28 protein-coding genes, 4 pseudogenes and 1 other annotated feature are annotated in these 25074 nt (G+C 68.8%); of the genes and pseudogenes, 17 read left to right on the top strand and 15 right to left on the bottom strand.

Going from position 1 to position 25074, the window contains the following annotated elements:
• The first annotated feature begins 11 nt into the window (after positions 1-11).
• Both MRB58_RS11745 and MRB58_RS11740 read left to right on the top strand, forming a co-directional pair.
• Entirely contained in the window at positions 12-1217 is a 1206-nt protein-coding gene (locus MRB58_RS11745) for an ABC transporter substrate-binding protein (protein ID WP_244777144.1), read from the top strand.
• 10 nt (positions 1218-1227) lie between these two features.
• Positions 1228-1926 (top strand): SDR family NAD(P)-dependent oxidoreductase, encoded by a 699-nt coding sequence (locus MRB58_RS11740; RefSeq protein ID WP_244777143.1) that lies wholly within the window; start codon positions 1228-1230, stop codon positions 1924-1926.
• Between the two features lie 99 nt (positions 1927-2025).
• Here the strand turns inward: MRB58_RS11740 and MRB58_RS11735 are convergent, their stop codons facing one another.
• The 3 genes from MRB58_RS11735 to MRB58_RS11725 form a co-directional block, all read right to left on the bottom strand.
• Entirely contained in the window at positions 2026-3105 is a 1080-nt protein-coding gene (locus MRB58_RS11735) for a WecB/TagA/CpsF family glycosyltransferase (RefSeq protein ID WP_244777142.1), read from the bottom strand.
• A 245-nt stretch (positions 3106-3350) separates the two neighbouring features.
• Entirely contained in the window at positions 3351-4952 is a 1602-nt protein-coding gene (locus MRB58_RS11730; protein ID WP_244777141.1) for an ammonium transporter, read from the bottom strand.
• 42 nt (positions 4953-4994) lie between these two features.
• Positions 4995-5333, bottom strand: a complete 339-nt coding sequence (locus MRB58_RS11725) for a P-II family nitrogen regulator (RefSeq protein WP_244777140.1) — start codon at positions 5331-5333, stop codon at positions 4995-4997.
• Positions 5334-5523: 190 nt separating this feature from the next.
• On the opposite strand from MRB58_RS11725, the gene MRB58_RS11720 reads away from it, so the two are divergent.
• Both MRB58_RS11720 and MRB58_RS11715 read left to right on the top strand, forming a co-directional pair.
• On the top strand, positions 5524-5937 hold the full coding sequence (locus tag MRB58_RS11720) for an EVE domain-containing protein (protein ID WP_244781969.1): 414 nt from the start codon (positions 5524-5526) through the stop codon (positions 5935-5937).
• Positions 5938-6046: 109 nt separating this feature from the next.
• On the top strand, positions 6047-6685 hold the full coding sequence (locus MRB58_RS11715) for a methyltransferase (RefSeq protein WP_244777138.1): 639 nt from the start codon (positions 6047-6049) through the stop codon (positions 6683-6685).
• Positions 6686-6688: 3 nt separating this feature from the next.
• Here the strand turns inward: MRB58_RS11715 and MRB58_RS11710 are convergent, their stop codons facing one another.
• The gene (locus tag MRB58_RS11710) at positions 6689-7393 is read right to left on the bottom strand and encodes an SDR family NAD(P)-dependent oxidoreductase (protein ID WP_244777137.1); all 705 of its coding nucleotides are present in this window, start codon (positions 7391-7393) and stop codon (positions 6689-6691) included.
• A gap of 138 nt (positions 7394-7531) precedes the next feature.
• Between MRB58_RS11710 and MRB58_RS11705 the strand changes: the two genes are divergently transcribed.
• Positions 7532-8353 carry a PHB depolymerase family esterase gene (locus MRB58_RS11705; protein ID WP_244777136.1) on the top strand — a complete coding sequence of 274 codons (822 nt, stop codon included), beginning with the start codon at positions 7532-7534 and terminating at the stop codon, positions 8351-8353.
• A gap of 2 nt (positions 8354-8355) precedes the next feature.
• Positions 8356-9588 (top strand): penicillin-insensitive murein endopeptidase, encoded by a 1233-nt coding sequence (mepA, locus tag MRB58_RS11700; protein ID WP_244777134.1) that lies wholly within the window; start codon positions 8356-8358, stop codon positions 9586-9588.
• Here the strand turns inward: mepA and msrA are convergent.
• From msrA to MRB58_RS11650, 10 genes and pseudogenes are all read right to left on the bottom strand, one after another.
• The gene (gene msrA, locus MRB58_RS11695; RefSeq protein WP_244781967.1) at positions 9528-10178 is read right to left on the bottom strand and encodes a peptide-methionine (S)-S-oxide reductase MsrA; all 651 of its coding nucleotides are present in this window, start codon (positions 10176-10178) and stop codon (positions 9528-9530) included. The genes mepA and msrA overlap by 61 nt on opposite strands.
• 24 nt (positions 10179-10202) lie before the next feature.
• A complete protein-coding gene (locus MRB58_RS11690) occupies positions 10203-10529 on the bottom strand; it encodes a hypothetical protein (RefSeq protein ID WP_244777132.1) in 327 nt (108 codons plus the stop codon).
• 89 nt (positions 10530-10618) lie between these two features.
• A pseudogene (locus MRB58_RS11685) lies at positions 10619-10828 on the bottom strand (integrase core domain-containing protein); the annotation flags it as partial.
• Positions 10829-10859: 31 nt separating this feature from the next.
• Positions 10860-11590: pseudogene (locus MRB58_RS11680) on the bottom strand (IS3 family transposase); the annotation flags it as partial.
• Positions 11591-11621: 31 nt separating this feature from the next.
• A pseudogene (locus tag MRB58_RS11675) lies at positions 11622-12158 on the bottom strand (integrase core domain-containing protein); the annotation flags it as partial.
• 32 nt (positions 12159-12190) lie between these two features.
• On the bottom strand, positions 12191-13756 hold the full coding sequence (locus tag MRB58_RS11670; protein ID WP_244781965.1) for an IS66 family transposase: 1566 nt from the start codon (positions 13754-13756) through the stop codon (positions 12191-12193).
• Between the two features lie 95 nt (positions 13757-13851).
• Positions 13852-14199: an IS66 family insertion sequence element accessory protein TnpB gene (gene tnpB, locus MRB58_RS11665; RefSeq protein WP_244777131.1), complete on the bottom strand. Its 348-nt coding sequence runs from the start codon at positions 14197-14199 to the stop codon at positions 13852-13854.
• Positions 14196-14570, bottom strand: coding sequence for a transposase (locus MRB58_RS11660; RefSeq protein WP_371747172.1), 375 nt, complete (start codon positions 14568-14570; stop codon positions 14196-14198). The genes tnpB and MRB58_RS11660 overlap by 4 nt, the downstream gene beginning before the upstream one ends.
• Before the next feature lie 97 nt (positions 14571-14667).
• Positions 14668-15218, bottom strand: a pseudogene (locus tag MRB58_RS11655) (transposase); the annotation flags it as partial.
• A 42-nt stretch (positions 15219-15260) separates the two neighbouring features.
• Positions 15261-16489, bottom strand: a protein-coding gene (locus MRB58_RS11650; protein ID WP_244777129.1) for an IS3 family transposase whose coding sequence is annotated in 2 segments (ribosomal slippage) — positions 15261-16195 and positions 16195-16489 — 1230 coding nt in all. Because the reading frame shifts where the segments join, the coding sequence is not laid out codon by codon here.
• Positions 16092-16208 (bottom strand) — a sequence feature (AL1L pseudoknot). It overlaps the preceding gene by 117 nt.
• Between MRB58_RS11650 and MRB58_RS11645 the strand changes: the two genes are divergently transcribed.
• From MRB58_RS11645 to MRB58_RS11630, 4 genes are read left to right on the top strand one after another with little or no spacing between them, the layout of a single operon-like run.
• Entirely contained in the window at positions 16466-17026 is a 561-nt protein-coding gene (locus tag MRB58_RS11645; protein WP_256461733.1) for a major capsid protein, read from the top strand. The two genes, MRB58_RS11650 and MRB58_RS11645, sit on opposite strands and share 24 nt — an antisense overlap.
• Positions 17026-17337, top strand: coding sequence for a hypothetical protein (locus MRB58_RS11640; protein ID WP_244777127.1), 312 nt, complete (start codon positions 17026-17028; stop codon positions 17335-17337). Before MRB58_RS11645 ends, MRB58_RS11640 begins: the two co-directional genes overlap by 1 nt.
• Positions 17334-17786 carry a DUF6441 family protein gene (locus MRB58_RS24970; protein ID WP_371747171.1) on the top strand — a complete coding sequence of 151 codons (453 nt, stop codon included), beginning with the start codon at positions 17334-17336 and terminating at the stop codon, positions 17784-17786. The genes MRB58_RS11640 and MRB58_RS24970 overlap by 4 nt, the downstream gene beginning before the upstream one ends.
• Complete coding sequence (locus tag MRB58_RS11630; protein ID WP_371747292.1) at positions 17668-18063, top strand: DUF6441 family protein; 396 nt, start codon at positions 17668-17670, stop codon at positions 18061-18063. The genes MRB58_RS24970 and MRB58_RS11630 overlap by 119 nt, the downstream gene beginning before the upstream one ends.
• Here the strand turns inward: MRB58_RS11630 and MRB58_RS11625 are convergent.
• Positions 18030-18254, bottom strand: coding sequence for a DUF2188 domain-containing protein (locus tag MRB58_RS11625; RefSeq protein WP_244777125.1), 225 nt, complete (start codon positions 18252-18254; stop codon positions 18030-18032). The two genes, MRB58_RS11630 and MRB58_RS11625, sit on opposite strands and share 34 nt — an antisense overlap.
• A gap of 149 nt (positions 18255-18403) precedes the next feature.
• Between MRB58_RS11625 and MRB58_RS11620 the strand changes: the two genes are divergently transcribed.
• The 7 genes from MRB58_RS11620 (at position 18404) to MRB58_RS11590 (ending at position 24740) form a co-directional block, all read left to right on the top strand.
• Positions 18404-19645, top strand: coding sequence for an ImmA/IrrE family metallo-endopeptidase (locus tag MRB58_RS11620; protein ID WP_244777123.1), 1242 nt, complete (start codon positions 18404-18406; stop codon positions 19643-19645).
• Entirely contained in the window at positions 19642-20169 is a 528-nt protein-coding gene (locus tag MRB58_RS11615; RefSeq protein ID WP_244777122.1) for a hypothetical protein, read from the top strand. Before MRB58_RS11620 ends, MRB58_RS11615 begins: the two co-directional genes overlap by 4 nt.
• Positions 20170-20202: 33 nt before the next feature.
• Positions 20203-20616: a hypothetical protein gene (locus MRB58_RS11610; protein WP_244777121.1), complete on the top strand. Its 414-nt coding sequence runs from the start codon at positions 20203-20205 to the stop codon at positions 20614-20616.
• 249 nt (positions 20617-20865) lie between these two features.
• On the top strand, positions 20866-21063 hold the full coding sequence (locus MRB58_RS11605; RefSeq protein WP_244777120.1) for a hypothetical protein: 198 nt from the start codon (positions 20866-20868) through the stop codon (positions 21061-21063).
• Between the two features lie 130 nt (positions 21064-21193).
• A complete protein-coding gene (locus MRB58_RS11600; protein ID WP_244781850.1) occupies positions 21194-23233 on the top strand; it encodes a phage tail tape measure C-terminal domain-containing protein in 2040 nt (679 codons plus the stop codon).
• The gene (locus MRB58_RS11595; RefSeq protein ID WP_244781849.1) at positions 23233-23859 is read left to right on the top strand and encodes a DUF2460 domain-containing protein; all 627 of its coding nucleotides are present in this window, start codon (positions 23233-23235) and stop codon (positions 23857-23859) included. Before MRB58_RS11600 ends, MRB58_RS11595 begins: the two co-directional genes overlap by 1 nt.
• Positions 23856-24740: a DUF2163 domain-containing protein gene (locus MRB58_RS11590; RefSeq protein WP_244781848.1), complete on the top strand. Its 885-nt coding sequence runs from the start codon at positions 23856-23858 to the stop codon at positions 24738-24740. The genes MRB58_RS11595 and MRB58_RS11590 overlap by 4 nt, the downstream gene beginning before the upstream one ends.
• The last annotated feature ends 334 nt before the right edge of the window (positions 24741-25074 follow it).

Below are 25074 nucleotides of genomic sequence, written 5' to 3'. Positions count from 1 at the left end.
GGAGGAACTTCATGACGACACGCATCCTCGGCCTCGCGGCCCTGGCGCTCGCCCTCGCCGCGGCGCCCGCGACCGCACAAGATCAGGTCAAGCTCGGCATCCTCAACGACCAGTCTTCGCTCTACTCCGACCTCACCGGATCGGGGTCGGTCACCGCCGCCCGGTTCGCGGTGGAGGACTTCGGCGGCGAGGTGCTCGGCAAGCCGATCGAGATCGTCACCGCCGACCACCAGAACAAGCCCGACATCGGCTCGACGATCTCGCGCCGATGGATCGACGAAGACGGCGTGACGGCGATCGTCGACGTGCCGGCATCGTCCGTCGCGTTCGCGGTGCAGGAGGTCACGCGCGACACCGGCATTCCCTTCCTGATCTCGGGCGCCGCGTCCTCCGGCCTCACCGGCGAGGCCTGCTCGCCGACCACCGTCCACTGGACCTACGACACCTACGCGCTGGCCGCCGGCGCGGCGCGCGGCGTGGTGCAGGACGGGGGCAAGAAGTGGTTCTTCATCACCCAGGACAACCAGTTCGGTCACGCGCTGGAGGCCGACATCAGCCGCTTCGTCGAGGACGCGGGCGGTGAGGTCGTCGGCAGCATCCGCCATCCGTTGCAGACGAACGACTTCTCGGCCTTCCTCCTCCAGGCGCAGGCGGCCGGCCCCGACGTGGTCGCGCTCGCCAATGCGGGCAGCGACTTCACCAATGCGCTGAAGCAGGCGGCCGAGTTCCAGCTCGCCCAGTCCGGCATCCGCATGGTCGGCACCAGCGTGACCATCAACGACATCCACGCGCTCGGGCCCAAGACGGCCCAGGGGCTCCAGTTCGCCGCCCCCTTCTACTGGGACATGACGGACGAGACCCGCGCCTTCTCCGAGCGCTTCCAGGAGGTGGAGGGCAAGATGCCGAACCACATCCATGCCGGCGTCTACGGTGCCGTGAAGCACTACCTGGAGGCCGTCCAGAAGGCCGGAACGACCGACGGGCCGACGGTCGTCGCGCAGATGAAGGCCATGCCCATCGAGGATTTTTTCACCAAGGACGGATCGATCCGCGCCGATGGGCGGGTGCTGCGCGAGTTCTACCTCATGAGCGTCAAGACGCCGGAGGAATCGACGAGCGATTGGGACCTCGTGAACATCCTCTCGACCATCGCGCCGGAGGACGCCGCGCTGCCGCTGTCGCAGAGCAAGTGCCCCCTCGTCAGCGAGAAGAGCTGAGCGGCGCGCGATGACACGTCTCGCCCTCGTGACCGGTGCCGCCCGAGGGATCGGGCGGGCCATCGCCGAGCGGCTGGCGGCGGACGGCATGTCCGTCGTCGCCGCCGACCGGGACCTGCCGGCGACGGGCGACGGGCTGACGCCGCTGGCCCTCGACGTGACCGACCGCGCCGCGGTCGGCGCCGCGCTCGCCGGTATCGGCCGGCCGGTGGACGTCCTCGTCAACAACGCGGGCGTCTACTCCGACCGACCGTTCATGGACCTCACCGAGGCGGACTTCGAGGCTATGCTCTCGGTCAATCTGCTGGGCGTGTTCATCGTCTCGCAGGAGGTGCTGCGGACGATGCCGGACGGCGGGCGCATCGTCACCGTTGCCTCGCGGGCCTACCTGGGCGCGCGCAACATGGGGCATTACGGGGCCTCAAAGGCCGCGGTGGTGGCGCTCACACGCACCATGGCGATCGAGTTCGCCTCGCGCGACATCGCCGTCAACGCGATCGCCCCCGGCCTGGTCGACACTCCGATCCTCGACGGCCTCAGCGCCGAACGCAGGGCCGATCTCGCCCGGCTCCAGCCGACAGGCCGCCTCGGCCGGCCGCAGGACATCGCCGCGGCGGCCGCCTACCTCGCCGCGCCCGACACCGGGTTCGTCACGGGCCAGGTGATGATCGTCGACGGCGGCAAGTCGCTCGGCGGCGTCTGGATGTAGCCCGGTCGCGGCCGCCGCTGCGGGCGGCGCCCGCCTGCGCTGTCACCCGCGCGGTGTCCGCGTCGCCGCCACGGTGAAGGACTGCTGCGACAGTCCAGCTCAGCGTGGCGGGTGCTGGGGCGTCCGTTCGGGGGGAAAGGTATCGGTCGCCTCGGCGGCGGCCGCGGCGCTGTCGGTCTCGCGGGCGCTCTCGCGCACGGCGCGAAACCGTTCGTCGGACAGGACGGCCATGGCGCGGCGGCGGTCGGCCGCCTCGTGCTCCTCCCGGTCGCGCTTGTGGGCGCGGTAGAGGCCGGGAAGCGCGGCGACGATCTTGGCATAGCGCGGGCCGAGGCGGGCGGGCTCGGTCAGTGCGCGCCACAGCCACTCGGTTCCCGTGCGGCGCATGATGTCCGGCGCGCGCTTGATGTCGCCGGAGATGAAATCGAGCCCGCCGCCGATCGACACGAACACGCCGTGCCGCACCGCGTCCGCCATCCCGTTCGCCCAGATCTCCTGCTTCGGCGCACCGAGGGCGACGAGGATGATGTCGGGCCGCGCGGTGCGGATCATCGACAGCAGTTCGGCGTGCAGCTCGGGGTCGCGCTCGAAGCCGAAAGGCGGCGCATAGGCACCGCGGAATTCGAGCCGCGGGTGCCGTGCCTTGAGGATCTTCGCCGCCCCGTGCAGGCGCTCCATCGTCGATCCGAACAGGAACACCGAGCGTCCCTCGCGCGCGGCCGCCGCCATCAGCGGCTCGATCAGGTCCGAGCCCGTCACGCGGTCCTTCAGCGGCACGCCCTCGTGCTTGGCCAGCCAGACGAAAGGCATGCCGTCGGCGGTGACCATGTCCGCCTCGTCGTAGCAGCGGCGGAAGACGGGGTCCTTCTTCAGCTTCATGACGTGGTCGAGATTGGTGGTGACGACGGTGCGGGCCGGCACGGTCTTCGACCAGGCGATGATGCGCGCGATCGCCTCGTCGTAGGAGATCACGCACACATCGATGCCGAAGAGGCGCGTCTTGGCCATGGGGGGCAGCGGCGCAGCCTCGGCCTTGCGGGGCGGCGCGGCGGCGGTGGGCGGGGGCGTCCGCGGCATGGCGGGGGCCGTGTCGATCGCGCGGGGGGTTCGGGTCACGTTGGAGAGACCGCGGGCGATGAGGTAGCCGGCATAGGCACGTCTCAGGAACGGATTTCCCATTTCGGCGATCCCTATCTCTTCGTCGTCTGCCGCGAGTGTGCCGCTTCGCAGGACTTTGACATAGGGCGGTTACGAAAAAAGGCCCGGGATTGCCCCGGGCCTTAATCGCGGACCGCTGTTTGGAACCGAGCGCGCCAGGGGCCACACCCAGGCTTGCTCGGCATCCTCGAGGCCGGTTTGCGGACGGTGCCGCACGTGGCCCCGGTGAGGTGCGGACCGGGCGAGGCCCGGGCCGCCCTCGATGGTTAGGCGCGGCCCGACCCGAACTCGGGATAGGCGAGCACGCCGACTTCGCTGGAGTCGAGGCCGACGGCTTCTTCCTCCGGCGTTGCGCGCAGACCGATGACCGCGGCCAGGACCAGCCAGACGATCAGGCTCGAGAAGAACGCCAGCGCGCCGATCGACACCACGCCGATGAACTGGACGTAGTAGGTCGGATCACCCTCGGCACCGGCGTAGGAGAACGGCACGATCATGGTGCCCCAGATACCGGCGACCAGGTGGACCGGGATGGCGCCGACCACGTCGTCGATGCGCATCTTGTCGAGCAGCGGCACGAAGATCACCACGATCAGGCCACCGATACCGCCGATGAGGGCGGCCGAGGCCATCGACGGAGCGAGCGGCTCCGCGGTGATCGAGACCAGACCGGCGAGAGCGCCGTTCATGGCCATCGTGACGTCCACCTTGCGGTAGAAGATCTGCGTCAGGAAGATCGTCACGATCACGCCTGCGGCGGCCGCCGTGTTGGTGTTCACGAAGATCTTGGCCACGGAGGAGGCGTCGACCTGCGTGCCCAGCGCGAGCTGCGAGCCGCCGTTGAAGCCGAACCAGCCCAGCCACAGGATGAAGGTACCCAGTGTGGCGAGCGGGATCGACGAGCCCGGCATCGGGTGGATCACGCCGTTGGCGCCGAACTTACCGGCACGCGCACCGACGACGAGAGCGCCGGCGAGAGCGGCCCAGCCGCCGACCGAGTGCACCAGCGTGGAGCCGGCGAAGTCGGAGAAGCCCATCTGGTCGAGCCAGCCCGTGCCCCACTCCCAGGACCCGGTGATCGGGTAGAGGATGCCGGTCAGGAAGACGCAGAAGATCAGGAACGGCCAGAGACGCATGCGCTCGGCGACGGTGCCCGACACGATCGAGCAGGTCGTGGCGCAGAACACCATCTGGAAGAACCAGTCGGAATAGGCGGAGTAGTCACCCGTGTCGGCATCCGGCGCCGGGAACGTCTTCACGGAGAACGTGCCCATGTAGTTGGCGAGCGCCTGGATGTTGTTGGCGGTGTCGACCCCCTCGTACATGAGGTTGTAGCCGATGAGCCAGAACATGATGCCGGCGATGGCGTAGAGCGCGAGGTTCTTCAGGCACTGCATCGCCGCGTTCTTGGAACGGACGAGGCCGGCCTCGAGCATGGCGAAGCCCGCGGCCATGAACATGACCAGGAAACCGGCCATGAGGAACAGGAGGGTGTTGAAGATATAGGGCACGTCGGACGACTCGGCCGGCGCGGCGGCAGCCGGAGCGGCGTCCTGGCTGGCGGCGGTCGGCTCTTTCGGGCTGCCCTCCTCACCGTCCGTCGGGATGGCCTGGGCCACCGCGTCGACGGCCTTCTCGGCCTCGTCGGCAACGGTCTCGGCGGCCTGACCGACCGCCTCGCCGACCGATTCGGTCGTCGATTCGGTGGTGGTTTCGGCCGGCGTCGTGGTCGTGGTCGTGCTGTCGGCTTGCGCCAGCAGAATCGGCGCAGGCTCCGCGAGGGGCTGCATCGTCGTGTCGGCCTTCGCCCACACGGTCGTCGCCGAGAGCGCGAGCGCGAGGCCCGCTCCGGCGATCTTCAGGAGCATTGAATTCTTCATGTGGCTGTGCTGTCCGCGATGAATGGGTTCTTAGAGGGCTTCGGAGTCCACTTCGCCCGTGCGCACGCGAACCGCGTTGTCGAGCGTGTAGACGAAGATCTTGCCGTCGCCGATCTGGCCGGTCTTGGCGCTTGTCTGGATGGCTTCGATGACGCGCGGCGTCATCTCCTCCGGGACGGCGACTTCGATCTTGAGCTTCGGCAGGAAGCTCACGGCATACTCGGTACCACGGTAGACTTCGGTATGACCCTTCTGCCTCCCGTAGCCCTTCACTTCAGTCACCGTCAGCCCGGCGACGCCGATGGATGACAGTGCATCACGCACCTCATCCAACTTGAACGGCTTGATGATCGCCATCACAATTTTCATTGGCATTCCCTATATCTCCCCCGTGAGCTGATGGGTGCCCAACGGCGGTCAACACCGGTGCCCTTCAAAAGCCGTGCCAACCGCTAGGCCCCCTTCTGCCCGCATGGTGTACAACGGGCGTGCCTAAAGAAAAAGCAGTTGCATTGTATAGTGGCCGCCTTATCCGCAGGGCCGAAACGAGAGGACCGTGATGCGCTATTGGCTGTTCAAGTCCGAGCCGGGGACATGGAGTTGGGACGACCAGGTCGCCGCGGGGCAGACCGGCACGGAGTGGGACGGCGTGCGCAACTACATGGCGCGCAACCAGATGCGTGAGATGAAGAAGGGCGACAAAGGCTTCTTCTACCACTCGGTGAACGCCAAGGAGATCGTCGGCACGGTCAAGGTGGTGAAGACCGCCCACCCCGATTCGACCGACGCGAGCGGTACCTGGGAATGCGTCGACATCGCCGCCGACAACCCGCTCCAACGGCCGGTAACGCTGGCCGAAGTGAAAGAGGAGCCGGCGCTGGCGGAGATGGCGCTGATCAAGAACTCCCGCCTCTCGGTGCAGCCCGTCACCGAGGAAGAGTGGGCGGCGATCCTGGAGATGGCCGGGCGCTGACCGGCGCCGCTCTCCCCCCGATCCCGGACGACGAGACGGCGGCGCTCGCGCGGGCGCCGCCCGGCGGAGGTTCGCAATGGACGCGCGCGCTGCGGAGTGTCGAACATCGATGGATCGGATTGCTTTCATTCGCGCCAACACGGCGGTGAGTGCGGCCACGCACGTGCCCGAGGTGCGCCTGCACCTCGCCGACGAGGCGCTGCCGTTGTGGCACAAGACCGAGGAGAAGCTCGGCGAGGAGGGCTTGCCGCCGCCCTTCTGGGCCTTCGCCTGGGCCGGCGGGCAGGCGCTGGCGCGCTACCTGATCGACAATCCGGCCCTGGTCGCCGGCCGGCGCGTGCTCGACATCGGCGCGGGCGGGGGGTTGGTGGCGATCGCCGCGGCGCGATCCGGAGCGCACAGCGTCCGCGCCAACGAGATCGACGCCTTCGCGCTGGACGCGATCGGCCTCAACGCGGCGCTGAACGAGGTTGCGGTCGAGATCGTCGCGGGTGACCTCCTGGGCGGCACGGCCGAGGCCGACGTGGTCCTGGCGGGCGACATCTTCTACGAGCGCCCGCTCGCCGAACGCGCCCTCGCCTTCCTGCACCGCGCCAAGGCGGACGGCGCGGACGTCCTCATCGGCGATCCGAAGCGGACCTACCTGCCGGTCGACGCGTTGCGGATCGCGGCGACCTACGAGGTCGCCGTTCCCCGGGCGCTGGAGGATTCGGACGTCAAGCTGACCCGCGTCTGGCGCCTGGCCTGAGGCTCAGAAGGTCTCGACCCAGGGACGCAGCTCGATCTCCCAGCTCCACGCGCTCCGCGGCTGATCGAGCGCGGCGAGGGCGGCGTCGGCGATCGCGTCGGGGTCGAGGTGCGCGTCCTGCGACGGCGGCGCGCGGCCCGGCTTCTCGATCGCGCCGTCGATCACGACGTGCAGGGTGTGGATGCCCTTGGGCTGCATCTCGCGCGCCATCGCCTGGGCGAGGCCGCGCATGGCGAACTTGCCCATCGCGAAGGACGCCGAGGTGGGCATTCCCTTCACGCTGGCGGTGGCGCCGGTGAGGAGGATCCGGCCGCCGCCGCGCGGGACCATGCGCTGCGCCGCCTCCCGCGCCACCAGGAAGGGGCCGAGGGCCATCACCTTGAGCGCGGCCTCCACCGCGGCGGGGTCGAGTTCGGTGAGGAGCCCGCGGACCCGCGCCGAGGCGTTGTACATGACGAAATCCGGCACACCGAGATCGCTCTCGACGGCGGCGAAGAGCGCGGCCGTGGTCGCCGCGTCGCCCGCGTCGAGGGAGTAGGCGCGGCCGCCGATCTCCTCGGCCAGCGCGGTCTGCGGCGTGCGCGAGGCGAGCGCGACGGCAGTCCCCCGCGCCGCCAGCTTGCGGGCGACCGACGCCGAGAACCCCGGCCCCGCGCCGACGATGAGGGCGACGCTGCGCCCGGTTTCCGCCTCGTGGTGATCCGTCATGGCCGTCTCCCTGCTCCCACGCCTTTCTTTGGCAATGGTGCCTGGCGCCGCGCGCGGCAAGGGTGGGCCTGCGACAATGGCGGGGGCCTGCCGCGCAGACGCCGGGCGTGCTAGGAAAGGCGATGGGAGGATCGCCCCTTGCGTCACCGGTCTCTCGCGGCTCTGCTGCCGCTTCTGCTCGGCCTTTTCGCGCTGCTCGCACTGGAGCCTCGGCCCGCGCTGGCCTGCGGGCCGGACAGCGCCTGCACCGTCGGCGCGCGCACCTATCGCATCGCACTGCCCGAGGGGGACGGCCCCTTCGGCGCGATCGTCTACAGCCACGGTTACGGCGCGACGGCCGAGGGGGTGATGAACTTCGCCGCGCTGCGTGAGGTGGCGGACCGGCTGGGCGTCGCGCTGATCGCGCTCGACAGCGCGTCGAAGGGATGGCTGATCCGCAACGCTCCCCGCCGCGGGCTCGACGACGACGCGATCGAGCTCGCCGCCTTCGACGCCGTCCTGGACGACGCGGCGGAGCGCTTCGCCATCGACTCCGACCGGCTGCTCGCCGCGGGCTTCTCCGGCGGCGGCATGATGACGTGGACCCTCGCCTGCCGCCGCGGCGACCGCTTCTTCGCCTTCGTGCCGGTCGCCGGGACCTTCTGGGCGCCGCTCCCGCGGGACTGCCCGAACCCGCCGGTCGACCTCCTCCATATCCACGGGACGGCCGACACCGTGGTCCCCCTCGATGGCCGCGCCATCGCCGACACCCGTCAGGGCGTGGTGGACGAGGCGTTGGTGATGTTCCGCGCCGCGGCGCACCATGGCGCGCCCATGCCGATCGCGGTCGCCGCGGGGCTGACGTGCGAACAAACCACCGGCGACGACGAGACGCGCATCGTCGAATGCCTGCACGAGGGCGGCCACATGGTCGACGCCGGGTGGATCGAGGCGGGCTGGCGCATGTTCGCGGGCGAATAGTCGTGAGGCGCGCCGGCGGACGTCTGATCGCAGCGCTGCTGACGACGCTGCTCGCCACCGGCGCCGCCGCCCGCGACGGTAGAGGCGAGAATACGCCGCGCCTCACCGCCGAGACCGCTGCCGCGGGCGCCGTCCTCGCCGACGCGCGGCGCCGGAAGCGGGCCGGGACCCGGGCCAAGGTCCCGCCCGGCAAGCCCCGGCGCAAGGCGCGTGAGGCCGCGGCGCCGGCCGGGTCGGCGCCGGCGAAAGCCCGCTTCGGCGCAGTGCATGGGCCGACGGCGCCGCCGACCCGCGCCATCGGCGGCTACAGCCGCGGCTGCCTCGCCGGCGCCGCACAGCTCGCCGCCGACGGGCCGCATCACAGTGCGATGCGCCTGTCGCGCAACCGCCGCTGGGGTCATCCGGAGACCATCGCCTTCGTCGAGGACCTCGCCGCGGCGGCTGCCGGGGGCGGGCTCAACGGCATCCTGGTGGGCGACATGAGCCAGCCGCGCGGCGGGCCGATGCCGTTCGGCCACGCCAGCCATCAGGTGGGCCTCGACGTCGACATCTGGTTCGCCGCGCGGCCCGAGGCGCCGCTCTCGCCGGAGGCCCGCGAGACGATGGACTTCGTCACCATGCTGAACGCCGCCGGGACGGCCGCGGACCCCGAGCGGTTCACGCCGCACATCGCCGCGCTGGTGCGCGAGGCGGCGTCGGACCCGCGGGTGGAGCGGGTCTTCGTCCACCCGCACATCAAGAAGGCGATGTGCGACATGAGCTGGCCGCGGCGGGGCTTCCTGCGCCACATCCGCCCCTGGTACGGGCACGATTCGCATTTCCACGTGCGCCTGAAATGCCCCGCCGGCTCGCCCGCGTGCGAACCGCAGAGCCCGCCGCCGAAGGGCACCGGCTGCGGCACCCAGCTCGACTATTGGTACACGCCCGCACCCTGGACGCCGGACCCGAAGGCCAAGCCCAAGTCGCCCCTCACGGTGGAGCGGATGCCGCCCGCCTGCCGCGAGCTTCTGGCCGCGCCGTCCCACGTCTCCGTGCCGACCCCGGCGCCGCCCGGCACCACCGCGCCTCCGGCACCGGAGCCCATGAGCGCCGCCCCGCCGGGGCCCGCCACGGATGGCGCCGCCCTCGCGAACCGGACGCCCTCCGCGACGGACGGTGCCGCCGCCGCGCCCGATCAGGCCGCGGCGCCCGTCCCGACCGGACAGCCGACGCCCGTGCCGCCGAGCCCGCAATAGCCGTTCGGCACCTTGTGCAGGTACTGCTGGTGCTCGGTCTCGGCGTAGTAGAACGGCACCGCACCGCCGATCTCGGTGGTGATCGGGCCGTAGCCCTTGGCCTTCAGCGTCGCGGCGTAGGCCGCCTTGATCGCCTCGGCGCTGGCGCGCTCCTGCGCACTCTCGGTGAAGATCGCCGAGCGGTACTGCGTGCCGACGTCGTTGCCTTGGCGCATGCCCTGGGTCGGATCATGGCTCTCGAAGAAGAGCTTGACCAAGGTCTCGAACGAGACGACGGCCGGGTCGTAGACCACGAGCACGCCCTCGGTATGCCCGGTGCGCCCGGTGCAGACCTCGCGGTAGGTCGGGTTCGGGGTATGCCCGCCGACATAACCGACGGCGGTGACCTTCACCCCCGCCGTACGCCAGAAGATCCGCTCCGCACCCCAGAAGCACCCGAGTGCGAAGACGACGGTCCCGAGGCCGGTCCAGTCGCCCTTCAGCGGCTCGCCGTTCACGGCGTGGCGATCGGCGGTGACGATCGGGTCGGGCCGGCCGGGGAGCGCGTCCGCGGCGGACGGGATGTCGAGGGACTTGCCGAATAGCTGCATGATATTCATCGCGCCTCTCCCTTGTTATCGGACCCTATAGATGAGTTGTGCGATCAAGAGGCACAATGCGGCGAGGAGGATCAGCGCGAACCAGCTCGGCAGCAGCAGGAAGGTGAGCACGCCCGGATCCCAGATCGCGGGGTGGAGATAGCGTTGAACCGCCGGCTGGGCGAGCTGCAACGTCTCGGGTGAGAGGCGGAACCACAGTTCGCCCAGCTGCATGCCCGGCGCCGCCTCGTCCTTGACCATGTTCCAGATACTAATGAAGCCCGTGACGAATGCGCCGAGAAAACAGGCGTATCCCAGGACCTGGAACGGCAGGGAGAGGAGCCGGCGAAGCGATCGGATCATGAAGGGGCCTTTGCATGGGAGGTGTCGACGGCGTCGCCGCTCTCGGAACCGGGTCCGCCGAGCGTCCACGGATGAGCTGCCACATGGCTCTAGCTGTGACGTCTCACAAGGTTGTGCGGCGCGTCGGCGGGAGGACGGCTGTGAAGGGCGGCGTGCGGTCGATGTTCAATGTACCACGTGAGCCACCTCGGCAGATCGCGCGTTCGACTGTCTGAAGAGCGGTATGGGATCGCGTAGGCCCCCTCGCGAAGGAGGGGCTGGATAGAGCGCTCGGCCTTGCCGTTGGTCTTCGGCGTAAAAATTGATCCTGCCCCGAAAAAGTGGACGGGGTTATGCCGGCATTCGCTCGGCCTCGGCTGGTGATCGATAGCCGAGAGCGGAGTGAAGGCGGCGGGGATTGTAGAAGCCTTCGATGTACCCGAACAGATCACGGCGTGCGGCGTCACGTGTCGGGTAGATCTGGTGATGGACGCGCTCGACTTTGAGGGGGTGGAAGAGGCTCTCCATCGGCGCGTTGTCGAGGCCGTTGCCCCTGCGGCTCATGGACGGGGTTATACCCGCTGCGGCAAGGACCTGGCGGTAGGCCTCGGCAGCGTATTGGACCCCGCGGTCGCTGTGATGAATGAGGCCGGCCGGCGTGCGTTGCCGTTCGATCGCCATCCTGAGCGCGTCGATGGCGATGTCCGCGTGCAGTGTCTGGCGCATTGCCCAACCGACCACCTTGCGGGTCGCCATGTCGATGATGGCGGCGAGGAAGAGCCAGCCTTCGCCGGTCGGGACGTAGGTCAGATCTGCGAGCCACACCTCATTCGGCCGAGCCGCCACGAAGCGTTGACCAGCCGGTTCGGTGCGATGGGGAACGCATGCCGGCTGTCCGTCGTGCGCACCCGGCGGGGCAAGGCAGCCCTTCCCCTGAGCCCAGCCCGCCGCATGAGCCTTGCGACGCGATGGCGCCCGAAACCGTGCCCGTCCGCACGCGGCACCGCGTGAACGCGAGGCGCGCCATAGACGCCGGCGCTGTCCTTGTGGATCACCCGGATGCGTTGGAGCAAGGCCCTGTTCTCACTGACGTTGCCCCCGAAGTGTCCCCGCTCATAGCTGTGCTCTGTTCGTGTTGTGGTCCTGTCGGGACCGGGTTGCAAACTCGTTGGGGGTGAGGCCGCCGAGGCTGGTGTGCGGCCGGTCGTGATTGTAGTCGATGCGCCATTCCTCGATGAGGCGGCGCGGGTTTGGCAGGCTACGGAAGAGGTGCTCGTTCAGGCACTCGTCGCGGAACCGGCCGTTCAGGCTCCCCACAAAGCCGTTCTGCATCGGCTTGCCGGGCGCAATGTAGTGCCACTCGACGCGGCGGTCCTTCTGCCATTCCAGGATCGCGCGGGAGGTCAGTTCCGTGCCGTTGTCGCTGACGGCCATCAGCGGCTTGCCACGCTGGGCGATTAGCCTGTCGAGCTCGCGCGCGACCCGAGCGCCCGACAACGACGTGTCGACGACCAGCGCCAGACACTCGCGGGTGAAGTCGTCGACCACGACCAGCACCCGGAAGCGCCGCCCGTCGCTCAGCTGATCGGCGACGAAGTCGAGGCTCCAGCGCTGGTGCGTAAGCATCCGGCGAGGGCCGCGGGCACGGCGGATCGTATGCCGTGGCAGGCGGCGGCCGTGGCTCAGGCGATGGCGGCTGAGGGCGCTGGCCCCGTCCAGTTCCACGGCAGCAGCTCGGGAAGCCGTCCCTGCGGCGTGGCGGCGATCCGCGCCAGCACGTCGGCGAGCCAGGCCTGAGGGTCGATGTCGTTCAGCTTGGCCGTCCCGATCAGCGTCGCCATGGTCGCGGCCCGGTCGGCCCCGCGCTCGGATCCGGCGAAGAGCCACGCCTTGCGGCCGAGGGCAAAGCCCCGGAGCGCGCACTCGGCCGCATTGTTGGTGAGGCAGATCCGGCCGTCCTCGAGGAACCCGGCGAAGCGGTCCCAGCGCTTCAGCATATAGTCGATGGGCTTGGCGACCGATGCCGATCGCGACAGGAGAGCGCGTTCCTCGCGCAGCCAGGCTTCGAGGTTGCTCACCAGCGGTGCACTTGCCTCCTGCCGGACGCGCAAACGCTCGGCCGCATCAAAGCCATTGATGGTGCGCTCGATGTCGAACAGCGCATCGATGCGGCGGACGGCCTGAAGCGCAACAGGCGAGATCGCCGCCGCCTGTCGGCCCCGCCGCGCGTTGGCCGCAATGTCGGCGAGCTCGAAGAACTTCCGCCTGGCGTGCGCCCAGCACAGCGCCGGCGTGACCGCGCCCTCGGCGCGCGACGGGTCGGTGAGCGAGTTGTAGCCGCTGTAGGCGTCGGCCTGCAGGATGCCGGCGAAGCCTCCAAGATGGCGCTCGGGATGCTCCTGCCGCCGATCGCGCGAGGCGTAGTAGAGCGCGGCCGGCGGCGCGGGGCCGGCGAACGGGCGGTCGTCGCGAACGTAGGTCCAGATGTGGCCCGTGATCGTCTTGCCTTTGGCGAGGATCGGTACCGTGGTGTCGTCGCCGTGAAGGCGCTCGGCGGCTTTGACATGCGCCTCGATCAGGGTGTGGAGCGGAGCCAGGGCGGCCGTCGCGGCGCCGACTTGGTCGGCGAGCGTCGAGACCGACAGGTCGATGCCCTCGCGGGCATAGCGCTCGCTCTGCCGGTTCAGCGGCAAATGCTGGCCGAACTTGTCGAACAGGATGGTCGCCAGAAGGTGCGGTCCGGCAAAGCCGCGCGGCGTCACGTGGAACGGCGCCGGCGGCTGCGTCACCCGTTCGCACTGACGGCAGGCGAACCGCTCGCGCACCGTCTGGACGACCTTCCACCGGCGGGGGATCACCTCCAGCGTCTCGGTGATGTCCTCGCCGAGCTTCGACAGCCGGGTCGAGCCGCAGCACGGGCAGCTCTCGGGCGCTTCGACGATGACGCGCTCGCGCGGCAGATGGGCCGGGAAGGGTTTGCGCGCGGGCCGCTTGCGGGTGAACGCGGCGTCCGCCCCGGCCCGTGTCGCCGCGTCCTCGGCGGCGCGCTCGTCCTCGCTCGCCGTCGTCTCGAGGTCCTCCAGCTGCAGCTCCATCTGCTCGAGCAGGCGCGCCTTGCGCTCGGAGCGGCTGCCGTAGAGCTCGCGCCTCAGCTTCTCGATCTGGAGCTTCAGATGGGCGACCAGGGCGGTCACGTCCGACTGCGCCGCCTCGGCAGCGAGACGGCGTGCCCGCTCCGCGCGGATCATCGCGTGGGCGCTGGCAAGGTCGTCGGGAAGCGAATCGGCGGCGCTGTTCACGCCTTCAGCGAATCACGATCGCCGGCCCCGGCCAAGGTAAAACGTCACCCGACCGAGGTCGGTCGCCACGTCTCCTGCGGGTGGCGCCAGTCGATCCCTTCGAGCAGATAGCCGAGCTGCCCCGGGCTGATCGTCACCGCACCATCGGCGGGCGAGGGCCACAGGAAGCGACCGCGCTCCAGCCGCTTGGTGAACAGACACGCGCCCTGGCCGTCGTGCCAGATCACCTTCAGAAGATCGCCCCGGCGCCCGCGGAAGCAGAACAGATGGCCGCTCAACGGGTCGCGCCGCAGCACCTCCTGGACCAGCAGCGACAGGCCAGGGAATCCCTTGCGCATGTCCGTGTGCCCGGTCGCCAGCCACACCCTGACGCCGCTCGGAACCGGGATCATCGACGCTCCAGAACCGCGACCACGCGCGCGAGCGCCTTGCCGTCCACGTCGGCGCTGACGACGATCCGCCGGCCGCAAGTGAGAATGATCTCCATCCGCGAGATCGTCGCCGGGGCTTCAGTCCGCGGCTCTGTCGGCTGCCGCTCAGGCTCCGGCGGGGCCGGCTCGATGATGGCGGGCACGAAGGTCGGCGTCTTCTCAGATCGGGGCGGCTCCACCCGGAACGCGCGCCGCCACGTCACCAGCAGGGAGCGCGAGATCCCGTGCCGCCGGGCCGTCGCCGAGACCAGCCGCGGACCCGCCAGGCTCTCCAGCACGATCTTCAGCTTATCGTCATCGCTCCAGCGACGCCGGCGGCCCGTCTCGACCAACTCGATCCGCTCGAACGCCCTGTGCGTATGCCTGTCCATACGCACAGTTCTCCGCCGCCCCGCTGCCCGCCAACAAGGCGGCCTTTACCGGAGGCTTACGCTGGTTCGGCCCCTGCGGCAGCGTCATCGGCGCGCGCATTCCGATCGCACGTTTGCGGCCGCCACGGCGTCGCACCGTCAGCCGTTCCTCACGGTACAGGCGGAACAGCTTCTTGTGGTTTACCTCCAGGCCTTCACGACGCAGCAGGATGTGCAGTCGTCGGGAGCCGAACCGGCGCCGCTCGTTCGCCAGCGCCTTCCGCCGTTCGCGCATGGCCGCATCGTCCGGCCGCTGCGACCGATATCGGTAGGTTCTCGGATGCATCCCGATCAGGGCACAGGCGCGCCGCTGGGAATACCCCTTCTTTTCAATCGCCCAGCTCACGAAGCCTCTCCGCGCGCCGGGCGTCAGAAGTTTGTTCCCACAGCATCCCGCAATGTCGCCACGTCGAGCATCTGTTCGGCGAGGAGCTTCTTGAGGCGGGCGTTCTCGTCCTCCAGCGCCTTCAGCCGCTTGGCGTCCGAGACCTCCATGCCGCCAAAGCGCTTGCGCCACGTGTAGAACGTCGCGTCGCTGATCCCATGCTTACGGCACAGCTCCGCCACCCCGATTGAACTGCACCGGGAATTCCGGAGGCCAGTTTGTCTTAGCTACGCGGCCATGGGCGTTAGTTCCAGCGCTGCGTGGTAGTGAGCTTCGGCCTCGGCAGGCGAGATGTTTCCGATCGGCTCGAGAAGGCGGCGGTTGTTGTACCAATCGACCCATTCGAGGGTCGCGTACTCGACGGCCTCGAAGCTGCGCCATGGGCCGCGCCGGTGGATGACCTCTGCCTTGAAGAGGCCGTTGATGGTCTCCGCCAGCGCGTTGTCGTAGCTGTCGCCGACGCTACCGACCGAGGGCTCGATGCCTGCCTCGGCCAGGCGCTCGGTGTAGCGGATCGCCAGGTACTGCGACCCCCTGTCGGAATGATGCACCAGGCCTTTTCCCCTTACCGGCCGACGCTGGTGAACGGCCTGCTCCAGGGCATCGAGGACGAAGCCGGTATGGGCGGTCCGACTGACCCGCCAGCCGACGATGCGGCGGGCGTATGCGTCGATGACGAAGGCGACGTGGACGAAGCCCTGCCACGTCGCCACGTAGGTGAAGTCGCTCACCCAGAGCATGTTCGGAGCCGGCACCCGGAACTGGCGATTGACGCGGTCGAGCGGGCATGGCGCGGCCTTGTCGGGAATCGACGTTCGCACCCGTTTACCCCGAACAATGCCTTCGATCCCCATCTCCTTCATCAGCCTGGCGACGGTGCAGCGCGCGACTTGGAAGCCTTCTCGACGCATCTGCCGCCAGACCTTGCGCACCCCGTAGACCTGAAAGTTGGCGTCGAACACGCGCCGGATCTCGGGCCGCAGTTCGGCATCGCGGCGCGCCCGCGGTGAGCGGCGCGTCGGATCGGCCCGCTTCATCACATGATCATGGTAGGTGGACGGGGCGATCGGCAGAGCCTTGCAGATCGGCTCGACCCCGTGCTCGGCCCGGTGATCGTCGATGAACGCGATCATGTCTTCGACCGGCGGTCGAGCTCCGCCTGCGCGAAATACGCCGATGCTTTGCGCAGGATCTCGTTGGCCTGGCGCAACTCGCGGTTCTCCCGCTCCAGCGCCTTCATCCTCTCGGCCATGTCGCTCGGCACACCCGCGCGCCTGCCGTTGTCAACCTCGACCTTTTTCACCCACTCGTTCAACGTCTGTGCAGCGCAGCCGACCTTCGAGGAGATCGACAGGATCGCCGCCCAGCGGGACACGTGCTGGTGTTCATTGTCCAACACCATCCGAACCGCGCGCTCGCGTACTTCCGGTGAATATTTGTTCGTCGTCCTGCTCATCGGGCTCCATCCTACTCAGGAGTTGGAGCCTCCGGCAGACCCGGCGCGGGTCAGTCCGGCGCGCTCCGCAAGAAGTGCCAGTCGTTGATCGAGAGCGTCGAGGACGGGCTCGGCGGGCTCGCCACTGGCTCCGTCATGCTGCGCGCCGAGTGCGGCTCCTCGTTCTTCGCCGACCTCGTCGCGCACAAGGAGGTTCGCGAGACCTACCTCAACACTGCCGCAGCCGCGGATCTCCGCTCGAGGGTCGCCGACGAGGTCAGCTTCGGCGGGATCACCTTCCGGCGCTACCGCGGCAACGCCGCCTTCGGCGTCCCGGCCGACAAGGCGTACTTCTATCCCGAGGGCGTCGAGGGGCTGTTCGAGATCTACTACGCGCCGGCCGACAAGTTCGAGACCGTCAACACGCTCGGCCTGCCGCTCTACGCCCGCGCCATCCCCGACCGGGATCGCGACGAGTGGGTGCGGCTCGAAATCGAGAGCAACCCGCTTCCGATCTGCACCCGGCCGCAGGCGCTGCGAACCGGCAAGCGCACCTGATGAACGCACTCGTCGCCGCGCTCGACGCGCTGTTCGCTGACCCGAACGTCGGGCGCGATGCGGTCTACACGCCGGCGGGCGGCGGGCCCGTCGATGTGCGCATTGTCCCACGTCGCGGCGACGCGATCAGCGAGTTCGGTGACGCACGGGTCTGGTCGGAGACGATCCGTCTCGACGTCCGCGTCAGCGAGGTCGCGGAGCCGCGTCCCGGCGATGGCTTCGAGATCGATGGCGAGGCGTGTGTCATCCAGGGCGAGCCGGTCCGCGATCGCGAGCGGTTGGTCTGGACGATTGAGCTGCGGCCGGCATGAAGCTCGATCTGAAGGTCGTCCCCGATCTCGCGACCCTCATGGCGGAGGAGATCGAAGCTGCCGAGCGCGCGGTCACCACCGGCGTCGGCGAGGTCGGCGTTCGGCTGAAGGGCAACTGGCGGGCGCAGGTGGTGGGAGCTGGGCTTGGCCCGCGTCTCGGCAACACGATCCGCAGCGAGCGGTATCCGAAGCAGGGCAGCAGCATCCGCGCCGCTGCGCTCGTCTGGTCGAAGGCGCCGGCGATCGTCGGCGCCCACGACCGGGGGCAAGACGATCCGGCCGAAGTCGGGCCTTTGGCTCGCCATACCGTTGCCGGTCGCGCGGGAGCGCATCCGGCGCGGTCCGCTGACGCCGGCGATCTGGGAGCGCAAGACGGGCACCAGCCTGCGAATGATCCGGCGGCGCTATGGCCCGAGCCTGCTCGTTGCGGACAACGTGCGGATCACTAAGTCGGGCCGCATCCGGCCGAATGTCACCCGTCGGAAGGACGGCACGACCTACAGCCGGCTCGCCGGCCGTTCGTCCGCGCCGATCTTCCTGTTGGTGCCGCAGGTCCGCTTGCCGAAGCGGCTGGATCTGGGCCGCGCTGCCCGAGCGGCCGAGGCGGCGCTGCCGGGAGCGATCGTGTCCAACTGGGTCGAGGGGCGGTTTTCAAGCCACGCGGAGGGCCTCGTCGGTCCTCCGCGTCGTTCTTATCCGCGGGGCGGGAACGGGTCGTTTCCGTAGCTGTTGCGCTCGCGGATCCGGCCGTTACGTCCGTGGATGAGAACTTCGCTATGCTGGTTGCGCGCGATCTCCGTGGCCCGATCGACTGCCTCAGCCTGAGTGCCGTACCGCGCCGTGTCGCGGCTGTTCCCGGCGCCGAGGACGGCCCATCCGTCCTCGCGCCGAACAACGTGCTGGTTTTTGCCTGCCATGCCCATCACCTCCTTTAAGTGGCATGGCCAGGATGTGGTACACTGCTATCGAACATTCAAGTCAAAACTTGACGCCAAGGTTCGCTCGGCCTATCTTGTGCCAAAGTGGGGCCGGGAGAAGCTCGACACGCGCACCTGAGGAACCCGTCATGAACCGCACCGAAATGTCTCGTCGGCTGAGGGAGGCACGAGAACTCGCATCAATCAATCAGGGGGAAGCGGCTGAAGCGCTCGGCCTTCCCCGTACGGCCGTCACGCAGATCGAAGGAGGGAACCGCGCAGTGTCCACCATGGAACTTGCACGGCTTGCGGACCTCTATCGTCGCCCGGTCAGTTGGTTCCTTGCGGACGCGCCTGACGCCGAAGAGGACATCGTCGTGGCGCTGCATCGAATTGCGCCGGGCCTCGACTCGGCTCCGGAGATCCGGATCGAGGTGGACCGCTGCGTGCAAATCTGCCGCGAAGGTGTCAGCCTGGAGGGGTTACTGGGACGCGAGGAGCGTGATGGACCGCCGGCGTATCCTGAGCCGGTACCGAGATCGACCGGGGATGCCGTCGCCCAAGGCGAGCGGGTTGCTGAACAGGAACGGAGACGCCTCGAGCTCGGGAGTTCTCCGATTGCCGACATGACGGAACTGCTTGGCGATCAGGGCATCTGGGCATCTGTCGTCGATCTTCCGAACACCATGTCCGGCTTATTTCTGCATCATCCGAGCATTGGCATGGCCGTGCTCGTGAACGCTGGACATGTGCGCGCCCGACAGCGGTTCTCGCTGGCGCATGAATATGCGCATGCTCTTATGGATCGGAACCGGGTCGTCGGCGTCAGCAGTGCAGACAACAGCCGTGAACGGATTGAGCAGCGGGCAAATGCTTTCGCTGCGGCTTTCCTGCTTCCCGAAGCGGGGCTCGAAGAGGAACTGCGCCAGCTTGGAAAGGGTCAGCCGGCGCGCACGGATCAGATCGTCTTCGACGTGGCGACTGGCGGCAGCATACAAGGCCAGTTACGTCCGGCGCCGCGCTCCCAGACGATCGGCTTTCAGGACGTCGCGTTCATCGCGCACAGGTTCGGCGTGAGCTATCAGGCGGCGGTCTATCGGCTGAAGAGCCTTCGCTACATCAATCAACCGGAAAGCCTCCTGCTTCTGTCGCCGGAACAGGAGAATGCTGGAAAGGACTACTTGCGGGCACTGGACCTATTCGAAGATCTTGAGGAGCCAGTCCGTGGCCCCAGAGGAACCCGAGAGCTTCGCAGCCGCGTGGCCCACCTGGCGCTCGAGGCGTATCGGCTCGGCGAAATCTCCCGAGGACGACTTCTCGATGTAGGCAAGACCGTCGGCGTTGACGGGCGCAAGCTGCTCGAACTTGCGGAAGCAGCACGAGCCGAGTGACGTCCAAGATGCCTGCGCCGCCGCCAATTGTCCTCGTCACAGACACGTCCGTACTGGTGAACTTCCTCCGGATCGATCGGATGGGTCTGATCCGGGACCTGTCGCCGCAGTTTCTGGTCACCGACCATGCCGCTGGCGAGATCACCGATGTGTACGGGGATCAGTTGGCCCGGTTTGAAGCCGCGGTTGCCGCCGGATGCTGCGAAGTCTGCCGCGTTGAGGACGACGCTGCCCTCGAGATGTTCGGACAGCTGACCGACACGCAGCGCCTCGGCATCGGCGAAAGCGCCACGATCGCGCACGCCATTTCGATCGGTGCCGGTCTCGCTCTGGACGACAAGCGCGCGGCGAACGAGGCTCGTCGCATCAACGACGGTCTGGTGGTTCTCGGGACAGCCGACCTGACCGTACAGATGATCGTGGAAGGACTCCTGAGCGTCGAGGAGGCCGACGCCATGAAGGACGACTGGGCGGCGAACCACCGGTTCAGACTGAAGATCGCGAGCTTCGGCGACCTTCTCTGACCCATTTCGCCGCTTCCACACGAAGACGGAAACATGCCCACCCCTCGCGAAACCGTCCTCGCCGCGCTGCACGCGCGACTTTCAGTGTTGTCCGCAACCGTGCTGCGGGGCGAAGCCCTTCCCGAGCGGGTTCCGCCGGACGGCCTAATCATCCTCCGCGACGGTGATCCGGGCGCCCCCGAGGTGACGCTCTCGCCGCGGCGCTACCACTATGAGCACCAGGCGGAGATCGAGGCGATTGTCGCGCCGCGCCAATCCGCCGACCGCGACGAAGCGCTCGACGACCTCCTCGCGGCCATCGGCACCGCGATCGCCGCGGACCGTACCCTCGGCGGCCTGTGTGACTGGATCGAGGCGAGCGCACCGCAGCCGGTCGATCTCCCGGTCGAAGGCGCGGCGACGATGAAGGCCGCGATCGTTCCGATTACGCTGGGAGGGTGTCGGTGATGCCGATGGCGAGCCGGTCGATCCGACGTTCGACGGCATCGACGCGCTGCTCGACCTCTATCCCGTCTTCGAGGCCTTCCAGCTGAAGTACGTGAACAAGGGGCTGCTGCTCGACGCGGAAAAAAACGGCTCGCCGCCCTCGCCGAATGGCACTTCGGCGGCGGGCAAGGATACTGCGACGCCTGCCCGTCGCCGTGCCAAGAGTGCCCCGGCCGCCTGAACCTGCCGCAGACTCTTGAAGGCTGGCAGGTGTGGGACCTCGCACAGCGCATGGGCGGCCAGGTTCGGGTCGTGCCGGGCGGCGTCGTGGGATGGGACATGACAGCCGCGCTCGCGATGGCGGATGCGCTCGGCGTCAGCGCGCTTGCCGCCGCCGAGATGCTGCCTGCGCTGGAAGCCGCAGCGGTGACAGCCATTAACAAGCAGATCGGATCCGAGCATGGCTGAAAAGCGCGTGAGCGTCCGCCTCGCTGCCGTCGGCGGACGCCAGGTGAAGGCCGAACTGTAGGGCTTCGGAGAGACCGGCGGTAAGGCGTTCGGCAGGCTCTCGCGCGAGATGGAGGCGGCGAATGCGCGGATGGCGTCCTTCGCGCGAGCAGCCAAGGTCGGGCTGACGGCAGCAGCCGCTACCGCGACGGCCTCGCTCGGGCTCATCGTCCGCTCCGCGGCCGAAAGCGGCGCGCAGCTCCGGCAGTTCGTGCAGGTCGCCAACGCCACACCCGAAGGCTTCCAGCGCTGGTCGGGCGCCGCGCGCACCGTCGGCATCGAGCAGGAGAAGCTCGCCGACATCCTGAAGGACGTGAACGATCGCGTCGGCGACTTCCTCCAGACCGGCGGCGGGCCGATGGCCGGCTCCTTCGAAAAGGTGGCGCCGAAGGTGGGCGTCACCGCCGATCAGTTCGCTCGGCTCTCGGGTCCCGAGGCGCTGCAGCTCTACGTCGACACGCTTCAGCGCGCCGGGCTGTCGCAGCAGGAGATGACGTTCCACCTCGAGGCGATGGCCTCGGACGCCACGCGCCTCCTGCTGCTCCTTCGCGATGGCGGTGCGGAGATGCAGCGGCTCGGCGATCGCGCCGCGGACATTGGCGCCGTGCTCGACGACGACGCTCTGAAGGCGCTGCAGCGGACCGAGGTCGCGCTCGACACGATGTCGCTCGTGATGGAGGGGCTACGCAATCGAATCGCGGTGGCCGCGGCCCCGGCAGTTGAAGCGCTCGCTTCGGCCTTCGTCACGCTCGCGTCGGCCGGCGGCATCGTCCGCACCGCCATCGATGCCCTGATCGGCAACCTCGGCCGGCTTGCGACGTACGCGGCGACGGCCGCCGCGTTCTTCGCCGGACGCTGGGTCGCTGGAATGGTGGCGGCTGCGGTCTCGGTTCGCGGCCTCGCAACCGCGCTCGTCGTCCTGCGAGGCGCGCTGATCCGGACCGGCATCGGCGCGCTCATCGTCGGCGCGGGCGAGCTGATCTATCAGTTCGGCCGCCTCGTCAGCAGCACGGGTGGGTTCGGCAACGCGCTGTCGCTGCTCGCCGACGTCGCGACCGAGGTCTGGGAGCGGATCAAATCCGGCGGCCGTGCGCTGGCGCTGGCGCTTCAATCGGTCTGGGCCCGGATCGAGGCTGGCTGGCTCGCCGTCATGGCGCGGATCCAGAGGAGTTGGGGCGAGCTTCTCCATCGGCTCGCGCGCGGTCTCGACCAGCTGCCCGGCTTCGACGAGACGACGCTGCGGGTCCACGGCGCCGCGGTCATGGCGACGTCGGGCTTCTACGAGCTCGAACTCGCCGTCGGCGAGGCCGACAAGCGCGCGAAGGACCTCGCCGCGTCCGCGTCGGAAGCCGCAAAGGCTGCCACCGTCCCGCTAAAGTCCCTGGCAGCGCTCGGGCAGGCCGCCGAGGAGGCTGGCGAGGCCGGCGAAGCGTCGCTGCAGCGCGCAGCAAAGGCGGCCGGAGATCTGAAGGACGGCGTGGCACAGACCGCCGAGGCGGCGAAGGCCGCGAAGCCGGAGGTCGCCGAAACTGCCGAAGCCGCGAAGACCGGGTGGAGCCAAGCGCGGGACGCACTAACCGATTACGCCAAACAGGCGATGGCGCTCGGCAGACAAGTCGGCGACACGCTGGTCAGCGCGTTCCGCAGCGCCGAGGAGGCCTTTGCCGAGTTCGTGCGAACGGGCAAGATCGACTTCCGCAGCCTGGTCAGCTCGATGCTCGTCGACATGGCCAAGGTCGCGGCGCAGCGCTTCATCTTCGGACCGCTTTCGAACGCTCTGTCGGCCGGCATCGGACGCCTCGGGTCAGTGTTCGCCGGCGTCTTTCATGACGGTGGAGTGGTGGGGCAGCGGGCGCCGATGCGTCTCGCGCCGGCCGCGGCGTTCGCTGGAGCGCACCGGTATCATGCCGGCGGCGTGGCGGGGCTGCGGCCCGACGAGGTGCCCGCGATCCTGCAGCGCGGCGAACGCGTCCTGTCCCGCCGCGAGACCTCTGCGCTCGATCGGGAGCGTGGAGCGGGCGGCGTGAGCGTGACCATTGTCGCCAGAGACGCGGAGAGCTTCCGGCAGTCGCGCACACAGGTCGCCGCAGACGTCGCTCGCGCGGTGTCGCTCGGACGACGGGGGCTTTGATGGCGTTCCACGAGGTCCGCTTCCCCGAGAACATCAGCCGCGGCGCGCGTGGAGGCCCGCAGCGGCGAACGCAGATCGTCGAGCTGGCATCCGGGGCCGAGGAGCGCAACGCCAGCTGGGCCAACTCGCGCCGGCGCTATGATGTCGCCTATGGCATCCGCCGTGTCGACGATCTTGCCGCTGCCGTCGCATTCTTCGAGGCGCGCAACGGACGGCTCTATGGCTTCCGGTTCAAGGATTGGGCCGACCACAAGTCGTGCGCGCCGTCCGGGTCGCCATTGTCCGCCGATCAGCTAATCGGCACCGGCGACGGCGAGCAGACCGAGTTCCAGCTGACAAAGGCGTACGCGTCGGGGGGTGACGCCTGGGTCCGCACGATCACCAAGCCCGTCGCGGGAACTGTGCGCATCGCGGTCGACGGCGACGAACAGATGTCCGGGTGGTCCGTGGACGCCATGACCGGGATCGTCACTTTCGAGACCGCCCCAGCCGACGGCGTCGCCATCCGCGCCGGTTTCGAGTTCGACGTGCCGGTCCGCTTCGACACCGACACCCTCGACGTGACCCTCGACATCGAGCGGCTCGGATCGATCACCTCAGTCCCGCTCGTGGAGCTCCGCCGATGAAGGCGCTCTCATCTGAACTGCAGGCCCATCTCGACGAGGGCACGACGACGCTCGCCTGGTGCTGGCGCATCGCCCGATCCGACGGCAAAACGTTCGGTTTCACCGACCACGATCGCACACTGACTTTTGGCGGCACGGACTTCGAGCCGGAAAGCGGCCTGACTGCGTCCGAGATCCGCAGCGGTTCCGACCTCGCCGTCGATGCGCAGGACGCAGAGGGCGTGCTGATATCGGACTGGATCACCGAGACGGACATCCTCGACGGGCGCTGGGACAATGCGGCGGTCGAGGTTTGGCGGGCGAACTGGGCGGACGTCAGCCAGCGCGTCATGATGCGTCGCGGCTCGATCGGTCAGATCCGGCGCGGCCGTCTCGCGTTCGTGGCCGAGGTGCGTTCGCTCGCCCACGTCCTCGGCCAGACTGTCGGCCGGACCTATCAAGCCACGTGTGACGTTGTGCTCGGCGACGCTCGTTGCATGGTCGATCCCGACGCGGACGCCTACCGCGGATCGGGTGCTGTGGTCGATCGCCTGCGCGACCGAGCCTTCACCGCATCCGGGATCGGCGCGTTCGAGGCGGGCTGGTTCGTCCAAGGCACTCTCGAATGGACCAGCGGTGCGAACGATGGACGTCACGCGGAGATCCTCGCCCACGATGTGACCGAGGGGCTCGTGACGATCACGCTGCTCGAGGCGCCGGTGCGCGGCATCGCCGAAGGCGATGTGTTCGTGATCCGTGCCGGTTGCGACAAGCACGTTGCGACCTGCGTGGCGAAGTTCGCCAATGTCGCGAACTTCCGCGGCTTCCCGCACATCCCAGGCCAGGACACCGTGATCCGCTACGCGACGAGCGACGGCGGCCACGAGGGCGACGTTCTGTGACAGCACCGAGCCGAATTGTCTGGGAGGCGCTTCTGGCGCTTGCCGCGACGGCCCTCGACGTCCCCGTCGCCGACGTGGGTGGTTCAACGCGGGGTCCGGCGCGAGCCGCGCTCGCTCGGCAGCTCGCCTTCTACCTCGCGGTCACGACACTCGGGTGGACCGCGTCAGTTGCCGCACGTATCGGCGAGCGCGACCGTGCCTCCGTGAGGCATGCGCTGGCGCTCGTCGAGGATCGACGGGACTGCCCGCAGTTCGATGCCATGGTCGAGCGTCTCGAAGAGGCCGCGCTCGTTGCGGCAGGCCTTGCCGGCGCCGCAAACGCCGTTCCGGGACT

Source organism: Acuticoccus sp. I52.16.1, from assembly GCF_022865125.1.
GTDB lineage: Bacteria > Pseudomonadota > Alphaproteobacteria > Rhizobiales > Amorphaceae > Acuticoccus.
Note: the sequence above shows the minus strand (reverse complement) of the source record. Positions and strands in the feature narration are given on the sequence as shown.

What these genes read in the sequence shown, in the direction of transcription:
- MRB58_RS11745 (WP_244777144.1), top strand. Translation starts at nt 12, where the DNA reads ATGACGACACGCATCCTCGGCCTCGCGGCCCTGGCGCTCGCCCTCGCC.
- MRB58_RS11740 (WP_244777143.1), top strand. Translation starts at nt 1,228, where the DNA reads ATGACACGTCTCGCCCTCGTGACCGGTGCCGCCCGAGGGATCGGGCGG.
- MRB58_RS11735 (WP_244777142.1), bottom strand. Translation starts at nt 3,105, where the DNA reads ATGGGAAATCCGTTCCTGAGACGTGCCTATGCCGGCTACCTCATCGCC.
- MRB58_RS11730 (WP_244777141.1), bottom strand. Translation starts at nt 4,952, where the DNA reads ATGCTCCTGAAGATCGCCGGAGCGGGCCTCGCGCTCGCGCTCTCGGCG.
- MRB58_RS11725 (WP_244777140.1), bottom strand. Translation starts at nt 5,333, where the DNA reads ATGAAAATTGTGATGGCGATCATCAAGCCGTTCAAGTTGGATGAGGTG.
- MRB58_RS11720 (WP_244781969.1), top strand. Translation starts at nt 5,524, where the DNA reads ATGCGCTATTGGCTGTTCAAGTCCGAGCCGGGGACATGGAGTTGGGAC.
- MRB58_RS11715 (WP_244777138.1), top strand. Translation starts at nt 6,047, where the DNA reads ATGGATCGGATTGCTTTCATTCGCGCCAACACGGCGGTGAGTGCGGCC.
- MRB58_RS11710 (WP_244777137.1), bottom strand. Translation starts at nt 7,393, where the DNA reads ATGACGGATCACCACGAGGCGGAAACCGGGCGCAGCGTCGCCCTCATC.
- msrA (WP_244781967.1), bottom strand. Translation starts at nt 10,178, where the DNA reads ATGCAGCTATTCGGCAAGTCCCTCGACATCCCGTCCGCCGCGGACGCG.
- MRB58_RS11690 (WP_244777132.1), bottom strand. Translation starts at nt 10,529, where the DNA reads ATGATCCGATCGCTTCGCCGGCTCCTCTCCCTGCCGTTCCAGGTCCTG.
- MRB58_RS11670 (WP_244781965.1), bottom strand. Translation starts at nt 13,756, where the DNA reads ATGATCCGCGCGGAGCGGGCACGCCGTCTCGCTGCCGAGGCGGCGCAG.
- tnpB (WP_244777131.1), bottom strand. Translation starts at nt 14,199, where the DNA reads ATGATCCCGGTTCCGAGCGGCGTCAGGGTGTGGCTGGCGACCGGGCAC.
- MRB58_RS11640 (WP_244777127.1), top strand. Translation starts at nt 17,026, where the DNA reads ATGAACGCACTCGTCGCCGCGCTCGACGCGCTGTTCGCTGACCCGAAC.
- MRB58_RS24970 (WP_371747171.1), top strand. Translation starts at nt 17,334, where the DNA reads ATGAAGCTCGATCTGAAGGTCGTCCCCGATCTCGCGACCCTCATGGCG.
- MRB58_RS11625 (WP_244777125.1), bottom strand. Translation starts at nt 18,254, where the DNA reads ATGGCAGGCAAAAACCAGCACGTTGTTCGGCGCGAGGACGGATGGGCC.
- MRB58_RS11620 (WP_244777123.1), top strand. Translation starts at nt 18,404, where the DNA reads ATGAACCGCACCGAAATGTCTCGTCGGCTGAGGGAGGCACGAGAACTC.
- MRB58_RS11610 (WP_244777121.1), top strand. Translation starts at nt 20,203, where the DNA reads ATGCCCACCCCTCGCGAAACCGTCCTCGCCGCGCTGCACGCGCGACTT.
- MRB58_RS11600 (WP_244781850.1), top strand. Translation starts at nt 21,194, where the DNA reads ATGGCGTCCTTCGCGCGAGCAGCCAAGGTCGGGCTGACGGCAGCAGCC.
- MRB58_RS11595 (WP_244781849.1), top strand. Translation starts at nt 23,233, where the DNA reads ATGGCGTTCCACGAGGTCCGCTTCCCCGAGAACATCAGCCGCGGCGCG.
- MRB58_RS11590 (WP_244781848.1), top strand. Translation starts at nt 23,856, where the DNA reads ATGAAGGCGCTCTCATCTGAACTGCAGGCCCATCTCGACGAGGGCACG.